Origin of the sequence: Marinobacterium arenosum (genome assembly GCF_019795155.1) — a bacterium.
GTDB lineage: Bacteria > Pseudomonadota > Gammaproteobacteria > Pseudomonadales > Balneatricaceae > Marinobacterium_C > Marinobacterium_C arenosum.
Genome location: NZ_JAILYN010000026.1, coordinates 51043 through 66899, shown reverse-complemented (window position 1 = coordinate 66899; position 15857 = coordinate 51043). Strand labels below are relative to the sequence as shown.

Below are 15857 nucleotides of genomic sequence, written 5' to 3'. Positions count from 1 at the left end.
CGCGAGAGATGGCATCCACTGCCTGACTGAAATGCATAAAAAAATCCGGAACCCTTAACATGGATTCCGGATTTTCTCTTGCCTGATCAGCAAGTTAAAGAGCTTAACTGATCGGCATTAGCCCGACGGCGCCTTTTTCATACGTTCCCGAACCAACTGCTATAGTTGTTGAATACTCTTTCTGCCAGAGGATACGGGTATGTCGGACGACAACTGGCTGTCAAACCTGCTGTACGAAGAGAAGCCTTTCCTGCTGATCCTGATCGGTACCATCGCTCTGCTGGTATTCGACGGCCAGGTAGGCGAATTCAGCGGCCTGCTGTTCATCCTCGCCGGCGTACTGGTCGCCAAGCTGCGGCTGAGTCACCGCGGCCGCGAACTGGAGCGGCGCCGCAAGCGCGGCAGCATCGCCCGCGGCCGCACCTGAGCCGCGTTACTCGGCCACCGGCTCGAATGACTGCGAGCGGGCGGCACGCCGTTTGGCCGCCCGGCCCATCGACAAGCGATACAGCGTCGGTACCACGAACAGCGTCAGCACCGTCGAGAACGCCAGCCCGCTGACGATGGCGGTGGCGACCGGCCCCCAGATCAACGACTTGCCGCCCAGGCCGAGCGCCAGCGACGACAGCCCGGCGATGGTGGTCAGCGAGGTGATCAGGATCGGGATCACCCGTCGCCGCGCCGCATAGAGGGTGGCGTGCAGTACGCTCATGCCGCGCGCCAGCCGGGCGTTGGCCGCCGAGATCAGCACGATGGCGGCATTGACCGCGATCCCCGCCAGCGCCACCACCCCGTACAGGGTGAACAGGCTGAGCGGGTTCTGGGTCAGCAGCAGCCCCATCACCACCCCGGTGAACGCCATCGGCACTGTGGCCAGGATCATGAACGGCTGCCAGTAGCTGCTGAACTGGGTGCCGAGGATCAGGTACATCACGCCGATGCCGAACACGAACAGCAGCGCGATGGCGTCGATACTCTCCTGGATATCGTCCAGCTCGCCGGAGAAATCCAGGTCCACGTTCGGGAAACGCCCCTGCAGCTGGCTGTTCCAGTGCTCGATCAGCAGGTTGTTGGCGGTTACCGTGTCGATGCTGTCCGGTTTCAGGTCCGCCTCCACGGTGATCGCCCGGCGAAAATTGTAGTGGCGGATATTGCCCAGCCCCGGCCCCCGTTCGGCATGCACCAGCTCCGACAGCGGCACCTGGCCACCCGCCGGGGTCGGCAGCCGGAACGACAGCAGCTGATCGACATCGCTGTAGGACGCCGGCTTGGCGCGCACCCGCACCTCCAGCTTGTCGCCCTGGTGCTGCATATCGGCGACGATCTCGCCATCCACCAGCAGATGGGCGGTGCGCAGCACCTCCAGCGGCGCCAGCCCGGTACGGGCGATGGCGTCGTAATCAGGGGTCAGGGTCAGCGTCATGCGGCCGCCGCCGGCATCGTCGCTGATATCGATGATCGGCGACTGGCTCGCCATATAGCTCTTCAGGGCATCGGCAGCAGCGCGGATCTCGGCATATTCGTCGCCGCGCACCTTGACGCTGATCGGCTTGGAGACCGGCGGACCGCCGGCCAGCCGCAGGAAGGAGACGTTGACCGGCCCGGCCAGCGCCTGCACATCGGCCCGCACCGCCTCGATCAGCTGATCCACCGAACGGTTCTGCTCGCTCTTCGGTTTCAGGCCGACCAGGATCTGGCCGTACTGCTCGCCGAACTGGGGCGCGGTTTCGGTGAACTGCTGACCGGCATAGCCGACCACCGCCCGCATATCCTCCGGCCGCAGCTGGCGGCGCACCAGCTGTTCCGCCTCCCTGACCTTGTCCAGCGTGGTTGCCAGCGGGGTTTGCGCCGGCATCTCGATATTGACGTAGAACAGCCGCAGCGGGTCGGCGGCAAAGAAATCCATCTTGATCAAACCGGCACTGACCACCCCCAGCGAACCGAGAAACAGCAGCACCATCAGCGACAGGGTGATCGCCGGGCGGCGCAGCGCCTTGACCAGCATCCGGATATAGAAGATCTGCACCCGGCGGGTGTTACGGATCCGCCACAGCTGCATCCGGCTGGGCCGCTCGAAGCTGATCCGCGCCACCGACACATGGGCTGGCAGCATCCAGAACGCCTCGATCAGCGAGATCGCCAGGGCGATGGTCACCACCATCGGGATCACCCGCATGAAATCGCCGAGGATACCCGGCAGCAGCATCAGCGGCATGAAGGCGGCGATGGTGGTCAATACCGCGCTGGTCACCGGCCGGCCGACTTCGCGCAGCGACTGCAGCGCCGCGTCCATTACCGGAATGCCCTGCTGCAACCGGTGATAGATCGCCTCGACCACCACCACCGCATCGTCGACCAGCATCCCCAGCACGATCACCACGCCCAGCAGCACGGTCACGTTGAGCGTTTCACCGGTCATCCAGAGCACCCAGAAGGTACCGGCCAGAATGAACGGGATGCCAATCGCGGTCAGCAGCGCAATGCGGGTACCGAGAAACAGCCATGCCACCAGAAGCACCAGCAGCAGGCCGATCATGGCGTTGTTTTGCATCAGGGTGATCGCCTCGCGGGTCGGCACCGTCTGGTCGTCGACCAGCACCAGTTCGGCGCCGGTCTGCACCTTCAGCTCGTTGCGCTGAGCCATGTAGGCCTTGACCCGCTCGACCAGATCGATGGTGTTGGCATCGCCCTTCTTCATCACCGCCATCACGATCGCCGGCTTGCCATCGATGATCGCCTCCTGGCTGGCCTTCTCCCGTGCCCGCACCACCTCGGCGACCCGGTCGAGAGTCAACTCCTGGCCACCCAGACCGACCAGCGGCATCTGCTTGACCCGGTCCGGCGAGGCGTCGCGGCCAGCCAGCCGGATCAGCCAGGCATTGCCACCGACATCGACGCTGCCGGCAGAGATATCGCGGAACCAGAGCGCCACGCTGTCGGCCAGCAGGGTCGGTGACAGCTGTAGCGCCTGCAGCACCTGCGGGTCGAAGTTGACTTGCAGTTCCGGGTCATCCAGGCCGATCGGATCGACCCGGTCGACGCCGGCCAGTCGCTCCAGGTCCTTCTCGATATTGCGTGCCTGCAGACGCAGGTTCTCGTCGTCGGCCTGGCCAACCACCGCCACCGTGACGCTGGGGAAGGCGTTGGCGCTGGTCAGCTCGAGAATCACCGGGTCGCTGGCCGCCTCCGGTAGCTCGTCCTCGGCGTTCTGGATCTCGCGGCGCAGGTCGTTGATCCGTTTGTCGAAGGTGCGCGCGTCTATATCCTCGAACCGGATCAGCAAGCTGGAGACGCCCTCACGGCTGTTGGACGAGGCGAACTTGATATCGGAGATATTCTGGATCGCCTCCTCCAGCGGGTCGGTCACCCGCCGCTCGATATCCTCCGCCGAGGCACCCGGCAGCACCGTGGTGACCACGATCCAGTTGAAGTTGATGGTCGGGTCCTGCTGGCGCGGCAGCAGGTTGTAGGCCAGCGTGCCGAGCACCAGTACCAGCACGAACAGCAGGTTGGCCAGCACATGATGGCCGATCAGTCGCTGCAGCATCGGTCTACTCCTTCAGCTCGACGGCATCGCCGTCATTGACCGCATGCTGCCCCTCGACAATCACCCGGCTGTCCGGCGGCAGGTCAACCGGGGCCGCCTGCCCCTCCAGCGCACCGGGCAGCGGCTGGAAGCGCGCCTTGCCGTCCTGGTACAGCATCACCCCCAGCTGGCCGTCACGCTTGACCACCAGCGCCACCGGCAGGCGCGGCTCGGCGGCCTGCCAGATCAGCCGGCCGCTGCTGCCGGCCAACGCCGGCTGGTCGGTGAATCGCAGTCGCACCTCGCGGGTGCGGGTGCGGCTATCGACCAGCGGCAACACTGCACGCAGGCTGAGCGGATAGTCGTGACCATGATTGACGAAGTTCAGTTGCGGACTGCGTTGCAGCGAACCGACCTGGGCCAGCGGCAGTTCGGCGGACAGCTCGATTCGATCGCTGCGCAGCAGCTTGATCAGCGGGGTGCCGGGATTGGCCAGGCTGCCTTCGGTCGCCGGCCGTTCGGTCACCACCCCGGCAAAGGGCGCACTGACCGAGCAACGCTGCACCGCCAGGCGGGCATTGTCGATCTGCAGATCGGCCCCCTGACGATCGGCCAACAGCCGGTCCAGTTCCGCCTGTCGCTGGTCGCGCAGCTCCTCCGGGGCATTACGTTGCTTCAGCAATTTTTCCGCCCTAGCCAACTGCGCCCGCGCCAGCCGGATCTGCGCCTGCAGCGACAACCGGCTGCTCTCCGCCTGGTTCAATGCCAGCCGATAGTCGCTGCACTCCAGCAGGACCAGCGGCTGGCCCGACTCCACCTGGTCACCGACCCGGACCATGACCTGCTCCACCAGGCCGCTGATCTGGGCGCTGAGAATACTGTGATCGTCGGCCACCACCCGCGCCGGCGCGCTGTATTCGACCGGGCTGACCAGGCTGTACAGCGGCGCCACACGCACGCTGGCCGCCTGCACAACGCCGGCCAGCAGGGTTAGCAGAGTTAGCAGGGAAAACGGCAACCATCGACTTCGCATAACTAATCCTTCAGTTGGTTTTCGGGCCCGCAGTCTATGCCCGATAGCCTGTTGGCAATAGATACAGATACGCCCCTTATGGAGCCTATCAGATCAGATATACGGCCAATAAAAAACTGCAGTAAAAACGAAGAATGTAATTTTTTGACGATCTGTCACCTTTTTTGAGCTGCGTACATTCATCCAATGGTGGCTCCGATATTTCCGTAGGGGCCTTAGCCGCGGCAGATATGGCACGGTCGTAGGTTGCGGGTGAGGTACGAACCCCAACATTATACAGGCAAGCAAAAGCCATCCGCTGGGCTTCGTCGAACTCACCCCAACCTACCGTGCTAAGTGTTCCCTGGAGTTACCAGTCGCCGCGAGGGCGCGCCTCCCACCCTCTGACCAAGCGTCGTGGGAGGCATCCGGTAATGCGATGACATCTTCAGAGCCCGAGTGACGCCGGCTCGTAGCTCTTAGCCCAAAGCTTAAAAACAAAAAACCGCTGCCGGCGGAACCGTGCAGCGGTCTTTTTAATAACCAATGCGGCCTTTGCCGTCAGAGTCGTACTTCGACCCCGGCCTGGCGCATATGCTCCTTGGCTTGCGGAATGCTGTACTCGCCGAAGTGGAAGATCGACGCCGCCAGCACCGCATCGGCCTTGCCGTCGGTACAGCCCTCCACCAGGTGGTCGAGGTTGCCGACCCCGCCGGAGGCGATCACCGGCACGTGTACCGCTTCGGAGATCGCCCGGGTCAGGCCGATGTCATAGCCGTTCTTGACGCCATCCTGATCCATCGAGGTCAGCAGGATCTCGCCGGCACCCAGTTCGACCATCTTGCGGGCCCAGTCGATCGCATCCAGGCCGGTCGGCTTGCGGCCGCCGTGGGTAAAGATCTCCCACTTGTCCGGCTCGCCCGGCTGGGACACCTTCTTGGCGTCGATTGCCACCACGATGCACTGGGAGCCGAACCGCTCGGCCGCCTCGCGCACGAACTCCGGGTTGAACACCGCGGCGGTGTTGATCGACACCTTGTCGGCACCGGCGTTCAGCATGGTGCGGATATCGTCGCAGGTGCGGATGCCGCCACCGACAGTCAGCGGGATGAACACCTCCGCCGCCATCCTGCGCACGGTGTCGACGGTGGTCTCGCGGCCCTCATGGCTGGCGGTGATATCCAGGAAGGTAATCTCGTCGGCACCCTGCTCGTTGTAGCGCTTGGCCACCTCAACCGGGTCGCCGGCATCGCGGATATCGACAAACTGGACCCCTTTCACCACCCGGCCGTTCTCGACGTCCAGGCAGGGGATGATACGTTTTGCCAGAGCCATTCTCGTATACCTCTAGTTAAAGCCTTATAAAGCTTAGCTGGCCAGCGAATCAGCCAGCTGCTGGGCTTCGGCGACATCCAGCGTACCTTCGTAGATCGCCCGGCCGGTGATCGCGCCCAGGATCCCCTTGTCGGCCACCGCCGCCAGCTTACGGATATCCTCGATATCGGTAACGCCGCCGGAAGCGATCACCGGGATGCCGGCCTGCTGGGCCAGATCGACGGTCGCTTCGACGTTGACGCCCTGCATCATGCCGTCGCGGCTGATATCGGTGTAGACGATCGACTCGACGCCGTCGTTGCGGAACTGGCGCGCCAGCTCGACCGCCTTGACGTCGGTCACCTCGGCCCAGCCGTCGATCGCCACGTAGCCGTCCTGGGCATCCAGGCCGACGATGATGTTGCCCTTGAACTGCTGGCACATCTCAGTGACGAAGGCCGGCTCCTTGACCGCCTTGGTGCCGATGATCACGTAGCTGACGCCGGCGCTGAGGTAGGCTTCGATGATCTCGCCGCTGCGGATACCGCCGCCGATCTGGATCGGCAGTTTCGGGTACTTCTCGGCGATCGCCTTGACGATCTCGCCGTTGACCGGCTCACCGGCGAAAGCGCCGTTCAGATCGACCAGGTGCAACCGGCGGCAACCGGCATCGACCCACTTGGTGGCCATGTCCACCGGGTTGTCGGAGAACACCGTGGAGTCATCCATCCGGCCCTGGCGCAGGCGCACGCACTTGCCGTCTTTCAGATCGATCGCGGGGATAATCAGCATTGAATCTAATCCTGTACTAAAGAGTTCGGGGCCGCTGCCAGAGCTGCAAGCACAAGCTTACAGCTGCCGGCAACGTCCACTTGTGGCTTGAAGCTTACGGCTGTCAGCTTTTTGCATCCCAACTCATAAAATTCTTCAGCAGCTGCAGGCCGGCGGTGTGGCTCTTCTCCGGGTGGAACTGGGTCAGGAACACATTGTCCCGCGCCAGCGCCACATCGAACTCCACACCGTATTCACAGGTCGCCGCCACTTCGGCGCGACTGTCGGCCTTCACATAGTAACTGTGTACGAAATAGAACCGGCTGCCGTTGTCGATGCCGGCCCAGAGCGGATGGTCGAGGGTCTGTTCGACGATATTCCAGCCCATATGCGGCACCTTCAGCTTCTCGCCGTCGGCATCGCGCAGGTCGTCGCCGAAGAACTTCACCTGACCGTCGAAATGGCCCAGGCAGTCGACGCCGTTGTTCTCCTCGGAGTGCTGCATCAAGGCCTGCATGCCGACGCAGATGCCGAGGAACGGCTTGCCGGAAGCGATCGCCTCGGCGACCTCCCTGTCGACGCCCTGGCGCAGGATCTCCGCCATGCAGTCACGGATCGCGCCGACGCCCGGCAGCAATACCCGGTCGGCCTCACGCACCTGCTGCGGATCGTTGGTCACCAGCACCCGGGCATCGGGTGCGACATGTTCCAGTGCCTTGGCAACCGAGTGCAGGTTGCCCATGCCGTAGTCAATTACTGCAACCGTATTCATGATCAGAGCACACCCTTGGTCGATGGCATCTTGTCAGCGGCGCGGGCGTCGATCTCCAATGCGAAGCGCAGTGCCCGGCCGAACGCCTTGAAGATGGTTTCCGCCTGGTGGTGGGCGTTGAACCCCTTCAGGTTGTCGATATGCAGGGTGATGCCGGCGTGGTTGACGAAGCCCTGGAAAAACTCCCAGAACAGCTGGGTGTCCATTTTGCCGATGCTCGCCCGGGTGAATTCTACATCCATATGCAGGCTAGGCCGGCCGGAGAAATCGACCACCACCCGCGACAGCGCCTCGTCCAGCGGGCAGTAAGCGTGACCGTAACGCATGATCCCCTTCTTGTCGCCAACCGCCTGGGCGAATGCCTGGCCCAGGGTGATGCCCACATCCTCGACGGTATGATGGTCGTCGATATGAGTGTCGCCGTTGGCCTGAATATCCAGGTCGATCAGGCCATGACGGGAGATCTGCTCCATCATGTGCTCGAGGAAGGGCACACCGGTTTCTGCTTTGAATACACCGGTGCCGTCCAGGTTCACCGACGCGGTGATCTGGGTTTCCAGGGTGTTACGGGTAACCGTGGCTTTACGCTCAGCCATGCTTGGTGTTCTCCGCTGGTTCGCCGAAAAGCGCACATTATACAACCAATGGCCGGCCAATGCCGCTGTCGAACCCTGCCGAAATAGCCATACTGTCGTTCAGATGCACTAAAGTCTTGTTAACATGGCGCGCATAGATTCAAGGTGGCCGTTCAGCGGCCCGTCTTTCTGCAGGAGGCGGTAATGAAGACGTTATTGAAGGTACTGGCCGGGCTGGTACTGGTAGTAGTCATTCTGGTGGTAGCCGGCGGCGCGATTCTCAGCGCGTTGTTCGATCCCAACGAATACAAGCCGGAGATTGAACAGCTGGCGCTGGAGCAGGCCGGCATAGAGCTGAAGATCAACGGCGATATCGGCTGGTCGGTGTTCCCTTGGCTGGGCCTGGAGGTCAACCAGATCGACGCCCGCTACCCGGACAAGGCGCCACTGGCCAGTCTACAGCAAGCCAAACTGGCGGTACGCCTGCCGGCCCTGCTGGGAGGCCGGGTCGAGATGCAGAGCCTGGTGGTCGACGGCCTGCAGCTGAGCCTGGTACAGGACAAGAGTGGCAATAACTGGAGCCTGCCAGCCGCCCAACCAGCCGCAGCCGCCAAACCGGACAGCGCCGCCGAGGCCGCCGGTGGCGCCGCCTTGCAGCTGGATATCGAGAGCATCGCCATCAGTAACGGCCAGCTGAGCTACGACGACCGGCTCAGCGGCACCCGCCTCGAACTGACCGACCTCAACCTGGCCACCGGTCAGGTGGTGACCAATGCCTTCTTCCCGGCCGAGCTGAGCTTCAAGGCCCGCCAGTTCCAGGCCGGCCAGAACCAGCCGGCCGCGTCGGTCGATGCCAAGCTGCAGGCCGAGTTCTACCTCGACCTGGCCAAGCAGCAGTATCGCGCCAAGGGGCTGGACAGTACCCTGCAACTGACCGCGGCGGCGTTGGGCGAGCAAACCCTGCCGCTCAAGCTGGCCGCCGATATCGACAGCGACCTCAACAAGCAGAGCGCCCAGCTGAACAACCTGAAGCTGAGTCTGGCCAACCTGAATGCCAGCGGCGAGCTGGCGGTGCAGGACTTCGTCAAGCCGAAGCTGTCCGGTTCGCTGGTGCTGGCGCCGTTCGACCTGCAGGCCCTGCTGGCGACGCTGGGCCAGCCGAAGATCGAAACCAGCGATCCGAACGTGTTGAAAAAAGTCAGCCTGGCCGCCCAGCTGGACGGCCCGGCCAACACTCTGACCGCCAAGCAGCTGACCCTCAAGCTGGATGACACCACCTTCAACGGCGACGCCGCCTACGACCTGGCCAACGGCGCGATCCGCCTGAACCTGGCCGGCGATAGCCTCGACGCCGACCGCTACCTGCCGCCGCAGAAAGACGCCAAGCAGGTGGCTCCGGCTGCCGACAGTGGCAGCGCCGGCGGCGAACGCTACTCCAAGGAGCCGGTCATTCCGGTCGAGCCGCTCAAAGCACTGAACCTGGACAGCACCTTCAAGCTGGCCGCGCTGAAACTCAACAAGCTGGATATCAGCAACGTCGACCTGGCGATCAGCGCTCATAACGGTCTGGTCAACGCCCGCCGGCTGAATGCCGACCTCTATGGCGGCACGGTGCGCAACCAACTGACGCTGGATACCCGTATGCAGCCGATCAAACTGCACACCGTCAAAAAGGTCAGCAATATCCAGATCGGCGATCTGCTGAAGAGTGCCGCCAACGTCGACAAATTGACCGGCAGTTTCAGCAGCCAGGCCGATATCACCAGCCGCGGTCGTTCGGTGCATGACATCGTCCACAGCATGACCGGCAACGCGGCGGTGCAGATGAAGGACGGCGAGATCCGGGGGATCGACATGGCACAGACCATCTGCCAGGGGATGAACACCGTCGGTTCGCTGGGCATCAACACCCCGCAGGTGGACCGTTCCACGCCGTTTGCCAACCTCAACGCCACCACCCGGATCACCAATGGGGTGATCAACAACCCGGACCTGAAAGCCTCGCTCGATGCGATGACCCTGAATGGCCGCGGTGCCGTCGACCTGCCGCAGGCGTTGCTCGACTACCGGCTGGGGCTGGTGATCGAGGAGAACCTGTTCAAGAAGACCTGCCGCATCCCCGGCAAGATCGAGGGGGTCGAATGGCCGGTCAACTGCAAGGGCAGCTTCGATACCGAGCCGGCCAAGCTATGCAAGCCTGACCTCAGCGTGTTCAAGGAGCTGATGACCGCCGAAGTCAAAGCCAAGGCCAAGGAGAAGATCGAAGAGAAGAAAGAGGAGCTGGAGCAGAAACTGGGCGATAAGCTCGGCGACAAATTGGGCGAAAAGCTGGGCGGCGAAGAGGGCGCCAAGAAGCTGTTGAAAGGCCTGTTCGGCGATTAATTTTTTATAACAAGGCGCTACGGTGTTAGAACAGCGCCATCCAGGGCTACATCCGAGCTTCGTAGCCTCGGAGGACGCCCTACAGAGCCTGCTCCGTGGGCGATCAATTGTTGCCACAAAAAACGGCCGCTACGCAGCGGCCGTTTTTTTCGTTAACCTTGCCGCTTCAACGCCCATCCTGACAGAACGCCCGATGACCCCTGAACAGTTTTCCGACGCCGTACTGGACTGGTTCGACCGGCACGGTCGCCACGACCTGCCCTGGCAGCAGAACAAGACCGCCTACCACACCTGGATCTCCGAAATCATGCTGCAGCAGACCCAGGTGACCACGGTGATCCCCTACTACCAGCGCTTTATCGAGCGCTTCCCGGATGTACGGAGCCTAGCCGACGCCGACCAGGACGAGGTGCTGCACCTGTGGACCGGACTCGGCTACTACGCCCGCGCCCGCAACCTGCACAAGGCCGCCAAGCAGGTCGCCTACCATCTGGATGGTCAGTTTCCCGAAACCGTCGAGGGGCTGGAGGCGCTGCCCGGTATCGGCCGCTCCACCGCCGGCGCGATCCTGTCGATCAGCACCGGCAAGCGGGCGGCAATCCTGGACGGCAACGTCAAGCGGGTGCTGGCCCGCTTCTATGCCTTGATGGAGTGGCCCGGCACCAGCCAGGCGCAGAAACAGCTCTGGCAGTGGGCGGAGCGCAATACGCCGGCCGAGCGGGTCGGCGACTACACCCAGGCGATGATGGACCTGGGCGCCACCCTCTGCAGCCGCAGCAAGCCGAGCTGTCTGCTCTGCCCGCTGCAGGCTCACTGCAAGGCGCTCAAACAGGGGCTGACCGACCAACTACCGAAACCCAGGCCTAAAAAAAACCTGCCGGAAAAGCAGACCCTGATGCTGATCATCCGCAACGGCGACGGTCATATCCTGCTGCAGCAGCGTCCGCCCAGCGGCCTCTGGGGTGGTCTGTGGAGCCTGCCGGAGGTAGCCGACCTGCGCGATGCCGAGGCTGCACTGGGCCTCAGTATCGACAGCGCTCACAGTCAGCCACTGGAACCGCTGCGCCATACCTTCAGCCATTTCCATCTGGATATCACCCCGGTATTGACCGAACTGGGCGATTGCTGCGAAAGCGTAATGGAACACCCGCCAACACTCTGGTATGACCCGGAAAATCCTCAAACCATAGGTCTGGCAGCCCCGGTCAAGAAATTGTTGCAGCGCGCCAGCCGGCAGCTGACCGGCAGTTAAACCAACAGCTTTAGTAGATTTAAGCTATTGATTTCGTTCAATCCGATTGAGTGCCCGGCCAGTTGCTCTTCACTTTTCGCTGTGTCATGTTGTCTGCCGATGGCCTTGCTCAGGGACGACCCCGGTCCGACGGCCGCCGAGTTACCTGCCGGGCACGGATGCACATTGATAACAATAACAACAACGGCATCAGACTGAATCGGCCCGAGGAGACTGGCACCCATGGCACACGCTGCCCGCAAGCCGCTGCTGAACAGCAGGCTAGCCCTACTGGCCCTGCTACTGCTCATCGTACTGCTGATCGGCGTGGTACAGCTGATCGGAGAGCTTTCCAACAACCGCCAGCAACACCAACTGCACCAACAGCTCAGCGAACTTAGCAGCCGGTTCAGCAACAGTATCCGGCGCAATCAACAACTGCTGGAACCGCTCAACACCCTGGTACAGCACGACCAGGCCCCCTCCCAGCAAACCTTTCTGCAGGTGGCGCGCGATCTGATGCGCGGCCATAACAGTATCCGCAGCATACAGTTGGCCAAGGATGCCGTTATCAGCCACGTCTACCCTCAGGCGGGCAACGAGCAGGTGATCGGGATCGATCTGCGCCAGCTGCAAAGCGCCCGGCAGGATGTCGCCCTGGCAATCGACAGCGGCCTGACCACCCTGTCAGCTCCTACCACACTGCTGCAGGGCGGCACCGGCCTGCTGATGCGCCAGCCGATATTCATCACCCAACCCGAGCCCCATTTCTGGGGGCTGGCGACCCTGGTCATCGACTGGCAGGTATTACTGCAACAGAGCGGATTGCTGGATGTCGGCCCGGACCTGGTCGTGGCACTGCGTCACAAGCATCAGGGGGAGTGGCAGCAGATTCACGGTCCGGCCGAGGCGTTCGACGACCCGTCGGCACAGATCGACACCCTGCGGCTGGCCAATACCGACTGGCAACTGGCGGTCTGCCGTCACTCAAAACCTCATAGTCTGGATGGTGATGCGATCCTGTTCGGCAGTCTGCTGTTCGGCGTACTGCTGCTGGCATCCTACCTGGCACTGATCTCACGCCGCCGCAGCTGGTTCGCACCGGCGGCCCTGGCCGGCGCCTTTATCCTGTTCTGCCTGGCGGTACTGGTGTTGCGTCAGCACGAATACAGCAACAACCTCTATCGGGAGATAGTGGACGATACCGAGACCGCGCGCCGCCATATTCAGGACCGGCTGGCCGGCAATCAGGATTACCTGCGCTTACTGGCCGAAGAGCGCGCCCGGGGAAGACTGTCATTTGACCAGTTCCGCAGCAAGGGCGAGCGCTATGTCCAGGACCACCCGGAACTGATCAACCTGACCTGGGTCAGCCGCCAGCTGATAATCGACGAAGTCACCCCCAGGCAGGGCAACGAGCAGATTCTCGGTTTGAGCATCAACCTGGAACAACCCAAGCGCGCAGCCTTGTTGGCACGGGAAACCCGCCAACCGGTCTATACCGGCCTGTTCCAGGCAATCCAGGGCGGCAGCACCTTCGAAATCTGGTACCCGGTGTTCCAGGGCGAACAGTTCAGCGGTCTGATCGTCGGCGTGTACTCAGCCGAAGCACTGCTGCAGCAAGCTGTACCGGCCCAGCTCCACGAACGCTATCACCTCGGCCTGCAGACCGACGGGCTCTCCTCGCCGAACAGTGGCGAGGATCGGCTATCCCAACAGGTCGCTTTGGCGCCGCCAGGCAATGGCATCCGCCTGCAACTGAGCCGCCCGCCGCAAGGCCTGGGTACCGAGCAGCTATTGCTGGTCGTGGTGGCTATCGGCTTGGCGCTGGGTATCTTCTGGAGCCTGTATGCGCTGCAGCGTGTCAATCGCCGCCTGACCGAACGCTACACGGAGCTAAGTGAAGCGCGCGATGCACTGACGCTGGAAAAGGAGCGGGTTCAGGTAACCCTGCGCTCGATCGGCGACGGCGTTATCACACTGGATGAACAGGGCAATGTCCGCTGCCTGAACGGAGTCGCCGAAAAACTGATCGGCCGCGGCAACCTGCAGCTCAAGGGCCAACCGCTGGCCGAGGCGCTGCCGCTACTGGATGAGCAGAGCGGCCAGCCGCTGTCCGACCAGCTGCGCCAGCTTATCTCGCTGGCACAACAGGAACCGGGCAGCCAGCGGCTCAGCGGCCGGCTGGCGAAGTCCGACAGCAACCTGCATCTGCAGTGCATCCTCAGCGGCATCCGCGACAAGCAGGGCAACAGGCTGGGCATAGTGGCAGTACTGCACGACGTCAGCCAGATCAAGCAGATGACCCGCGAGCTGGACTACCGCGCCCGTCACGATAGCCTGACCGGCCTGCTCAACCGGGCCGAATTCGAGCATTGCTGCGACAAGGCACTGGCCGGTGACAGCAAGCATGCGCTGCTCTATCTCGATCTGGACCAGTTCAAGCTGGTCAACGACACCTGCGGCCACCTGGCCGGCGACACCCTGCTAACCCAGCTGGCCAGCATCCTGCAGCAGCAGGTTCGTCCCCAAGACGCACTGGCCCGCCTGGGCGGCGATGAGTTCGGCGTACTGCTGCCGGACTGCACGGTCGAACAGGCGCGCCAGATTGCCGACAAACTGCGGCTCAGCATCAAGGAGTTCCGCTTCGTCTGGGAGGACAAGCTGTTCGAGTTGGGCTGCAGTATCGGCCTGGTGCCGCTGTGCCGTCACAGCGGCGGCTACCAGAGCGCACTGGCCCGCGCCGACCTGGCCTGCTACATCGCCAAGGACAGTGGCCGCAACCGGGTCCACCTGTTTACCGACACCGATCAGGAAACTTGCCGCCGCGAGGGCGAGATGTCCTGGGCGGCGCGCCTGAAACGGGCGCTGGAGCAGGACCAGTTCCTGCTCTACCGCCAGCCGATCGTGGCGGTCGACCCCGCCAAGCAGCGCAAGCAGGCCCACGAGGTGCTGCTGCGGCTGCGCGATGACAACGGCGCCATCATCCCGCCCGGCGCCTTCCTGCCCGCGGCCGAACGCTACCACCTGATCAGCGCGCTGGACCGGCGGGTGATCGATATGGCGCTGTCGTTTTACGAACAGCACCCGGTCGAACTGGAACAGCTCGGCATGTGCTCGATCAACCTGTCCGGCCAGTCGATCAGCGACGCCGGCTTCATGGAGTTCATCCACCAGCGGCTGGGCCAATCGATCGTGCCGGGCCACAAGATCTGCTTCGAAATCACCGAAACCACCGCCATCGCCAACCTGAAGAACACCAGCGAGTTCATCCATCGGATGCGCGCCGAAGGGGTCCACTTCGCTTTGGACGACTTTGGCTCCGGCATGTCGTCGTTCGGCTACCTGAAGCAGTTGCCGGTCAATTACCTGAAGATCGACGGTGGCTTCGTCAAAGATATCGCCATCGACCCCACCGACCGGGCGCTGGTCGAGGCGATCAACAATATCGGTCACGTGATGCAGATGCGCACCGTGGCGGAGTTTGTCGAGTGCGACGAAAGCCTGCGGATCCTGCAGGAGATCGGTGTCGACTTCGCCCAGGGCTACGGCATCGGCGTACCGGAACCGCTACGGGCGCACCAGCCGGAAGCCGAGCTGGAGACGGTCTAGGGCGCGCTCTGCAATAACCCCACAAGATATAACATAGATAGCTGGGCCCCGGATCTGGTATAACAGCGCCATAGCAGACACCGGGCAACCGCAAGAGGCGATCGTCAAACTACTGCGCTCGCTACGTTTACGACAGCCTCTTAGCCCGACGAATCAGATTGGAGCAACCGATGAGCCGCACCGTATTCTGCCGCAAGTACAAACAGGAACTGGAAGGACTGGACCGCCCGCCCTATCCGGGCGAAAAAGGCCAGGACATCTACGACAACATCTCCAAAAAGGCCTGGCAGGAGTGGACCGCCCACCAGACCCTGCTGATCAACGAGAAGCACCTGAACCTGATGGACCCGGCCAGCCGAGACTTTCTGCAGCAGGAGATGGAGAAATTCATGTCCGGCGAAGACTACGCTCAGGCCGAAGGCTACGTACCGCCGTCGAAGTAAATTTTTTCCAATTTTCTTCGCTAAGCTGTTGACTGCAAAGCAACAGAGGTGTTTAATACGCGCCACTTCCTGATGCCCAGATAGCTCAGTCGGTAGAGCAGGGGATTGAAAATCCCCGTGTCGGCAGTTCGATTCTGTCTCTGGGCACCACCTTATTCAGAAACCTCGCTTTATGGCGGGGTTTCGTCGTTCTGGGCCTTTGAAAACTTAAAAAGGCCG

General features: G+C 62.5%; 11 protein-coding genes and 1 tRNA gene. 6 read left to right on the top strand and 6 right to left on the bottom strand.

Features of this window, described 5'->3' with window-relative positions:
- Positions 1–199: 199 nt before the first annotated feature.
- Positions 200–427, top strand: coding sequence for a hypothetical protein (locus K6T12_RS13030; RefSeq protein WP_222223182.1), 228 nt, complete (start codon positions 200–202; stop codon positions 425–427).
- 6 nt (positions 428–433) lie between these two features.
- Here the strand turns inward: K6T12_RS13030 and K6T12_RS13025 are convergent, their stop codons facing one another.
- From K6T12_RS13025 to hisB, 6 genes are all read right to left on the bottom strand, one after another.
- Complete coding sequence (locus K6T12_RS13025) at positions 434–3547, bottom strand: efflux RND transporter permease subunit (RefSeq protein ID WP_222223180.1); 3114 nt, start codon at positions 3545–3547, stop codon at positions 434–436.
- 4 nt (positions 3548–3551) lie between these two features.
- Positions 3552–4559 (bottom strand): efflux RND transporter periplasmic adaptor subunit, encoded by a 1008-nt coding sequence (locus tag K6T12_RS13020; RefSeq protein ID WP_222223178.1) that lies wholly within the window; start codon positions 4557–4559, stop codon positions 3552–3554.
- A gap of 540 nt (positions 4560–5099) precedes the next feature.
- A complete protein-coding gene (gene hisF / locus K6T12_RS13015) occupies positions 5100–5873 on the bottom strand; it encodes an imidazole glycerol phosphate synthase subunit HisF (RefSeq protein ID WP_222223176.1) in 774 nt (257 codons plus the stop codon).
- Positions 5874–5906: 33 nt separating this feature from the next.
- Positions 5907–6644, bottom strand: coding sequence for a 1-(5-phosphoribosyl)-5-[(5-phosphoribosylamino)methylideneamino]imidazole-4-carboxamide isomerase (hisA, locus tag K6T12_RS13010; RefSeq protein WP_222223174.1), 738 nt, complete (start codon positions 6642–6644; stop codon positions 5907–5909).
- Positions 6645–6747: 103 nt separating this feature from the next.
- On the bottom strand, positions 6748–7395 hold the full coding sequence (hisH, locus tag K6T12_RS13005; RefSeq protein WP_222223172.1) for an imidazole glycerol phosphate synthase subunit HisH: 648 nt from the start codon (positions 7393–7395) through the stop codon (positions 6748–6750).
- Between the two features lie 2 nt (positions 7396–7397).
- Positions 7398–7991, bottom strand: coding sequence for an imidazoleglycerol-phosphate dehydratase HisB (gene hisB / locus K6T12_RS13000; protein ID WP_222223170.1), 594 nt, complete (start codon positions 7989–7991; stop codon positions 7398–7400).
- 183 nt (positions 7992–8174) lie between these two features.
- On the opposite strand from hisB, the gene K6T12_RS12995 reads away from it, so the two are divergent.
- The 5 genes from K6T12_RS12995 to K6T12_RS12975 all read left to right on the top strand — a co-directional run bounded on the left by K6T12_RS12995 (position 8175) and on the right by K6T12_RS12975 (position 15788).
- Positions 8175–10352 carry an AsmA family protein gene (locus K6T12_RS12995; protein ID WP_222223168.1) on the top strand — a complete coding sequence of 726 codons (2178 nt, stop codon included), beginning with the start codon at positions 8175–8177 and terminating at the stop codon, positions 10350–10352.
- Between the two features lie 193 nt (positions 10353–10545).
- Positions 10546–11604 carry an A/G-specific adenine glycosylase gene (gene mutY, locus K6T12_RS12990; protein ID WP_222223166.1) on the top strand — a complete coding sequence of 353 codons (1059 nt, stop codon included), beginning with the start codon at positions 10546–10548 and terminating at the stop codon, positions 11602–11604.
- A gap of 222 nt (positions 11605–11826) precedes the next feature.
- Complete coding sequence (locus tag K6T12_RS12985) at positions 11827–15195, top strand: EAL domain-containing protein (protein WP_222223164.1); 3369 nt, start codon at positions 11827–11829, stop codon at positions 15193–15195.
- Between the two features lie 170 nt (positions 15196–15365).
- Entirely contained in the window at positions 15366–15638 is a 273-nt protein-coding gene (locus K6T12_RS12980; RefSeq protein WP_222223162.1) for an oxidative damage protection protein, read from the top strand.
- A gap of 74 nt (positions 15639–15712) precedes the next feature.
- Positions 15713–15788: transfer RNA gene (locus tag K6T12_RS12975), tRNA-Phe, on the top strand.
- Positions 15789–15857: the final 69 nt, after the last annotated feature.

Coding starts and splice junctions, on each gene's coding strand:
- K6T12_RS13030 (WP_222223182.1), top strand. CDS start 200: ATGTCGGACGACAACTGGCTGTCAAACCTGCTGTACGAAGAGAAGCCT.
- K6T12_RS13025 (WP_222223180.1), bottom strand. CDS start 3,547: ATGCTGCAGCGACTGATCGGCCATCATGTGCTGGCCAACCTGCTGTTC.
- K6T12_RS13020 (WP_222223178.1), bottom strand. CDS start 4,559: ATGCGAAGTCGATGGTTGCCGTTTTCCCTGCTAACTCTGCTAACCCTG.
- hisF (WP_222223176.1), bottom strand. CDS start 5,873: ATGGCTCTGGCAAAACGTATCATCCCCTGCCTGGACGTCGAGAACGGC.
- hisA (WP_222223174.1), bottom strand. CDS start 6,644: ATGCTGATTATCCCCGCGATCGATCTGAAAGACGGCAAGTGCGTGCGC.
- hisH (WP_222223172.1), bottom strand. CDS start 7,395: ATGAATACGGTTGCAGTAATTGACTACGGCATGGGCAACCTGCACTCG.
- hisB (WP_222223170.1), bottom strand. CDS start 7,991: ATGGCTGAGCGTAAAGCCACGGTTACCCGTAACACCCTGGAAACCCAG.
- K6T12_RS12995 (WP_222223168.1), top strand. CDS start 8,175: ATGAAGACGTTATTGAAGGTACTGGCCGGGCTGGTACTGGTAGTAGTC.
- mutY (WP_222223166.1), top strand. CDS start 10,546: ATGACCCCTGAACAGTTTTCCGACGCCGTACTGGACTGGTTCGACCGG.
- K6T12_RS12985 (WP_222223164.1), top strand. CDS start 11,827: ATGGCACACGCTGCCCGCAAGCCGCTGCTGAACAGCAGGCTAGCCCTA.
- K6T12_RS12980 (WP_222223162.1), top strand. CDS start 15,366: ATGAGCCGCACCGTATTCTGCCGCAAGTACAAACAGGAACTGGAAGGA.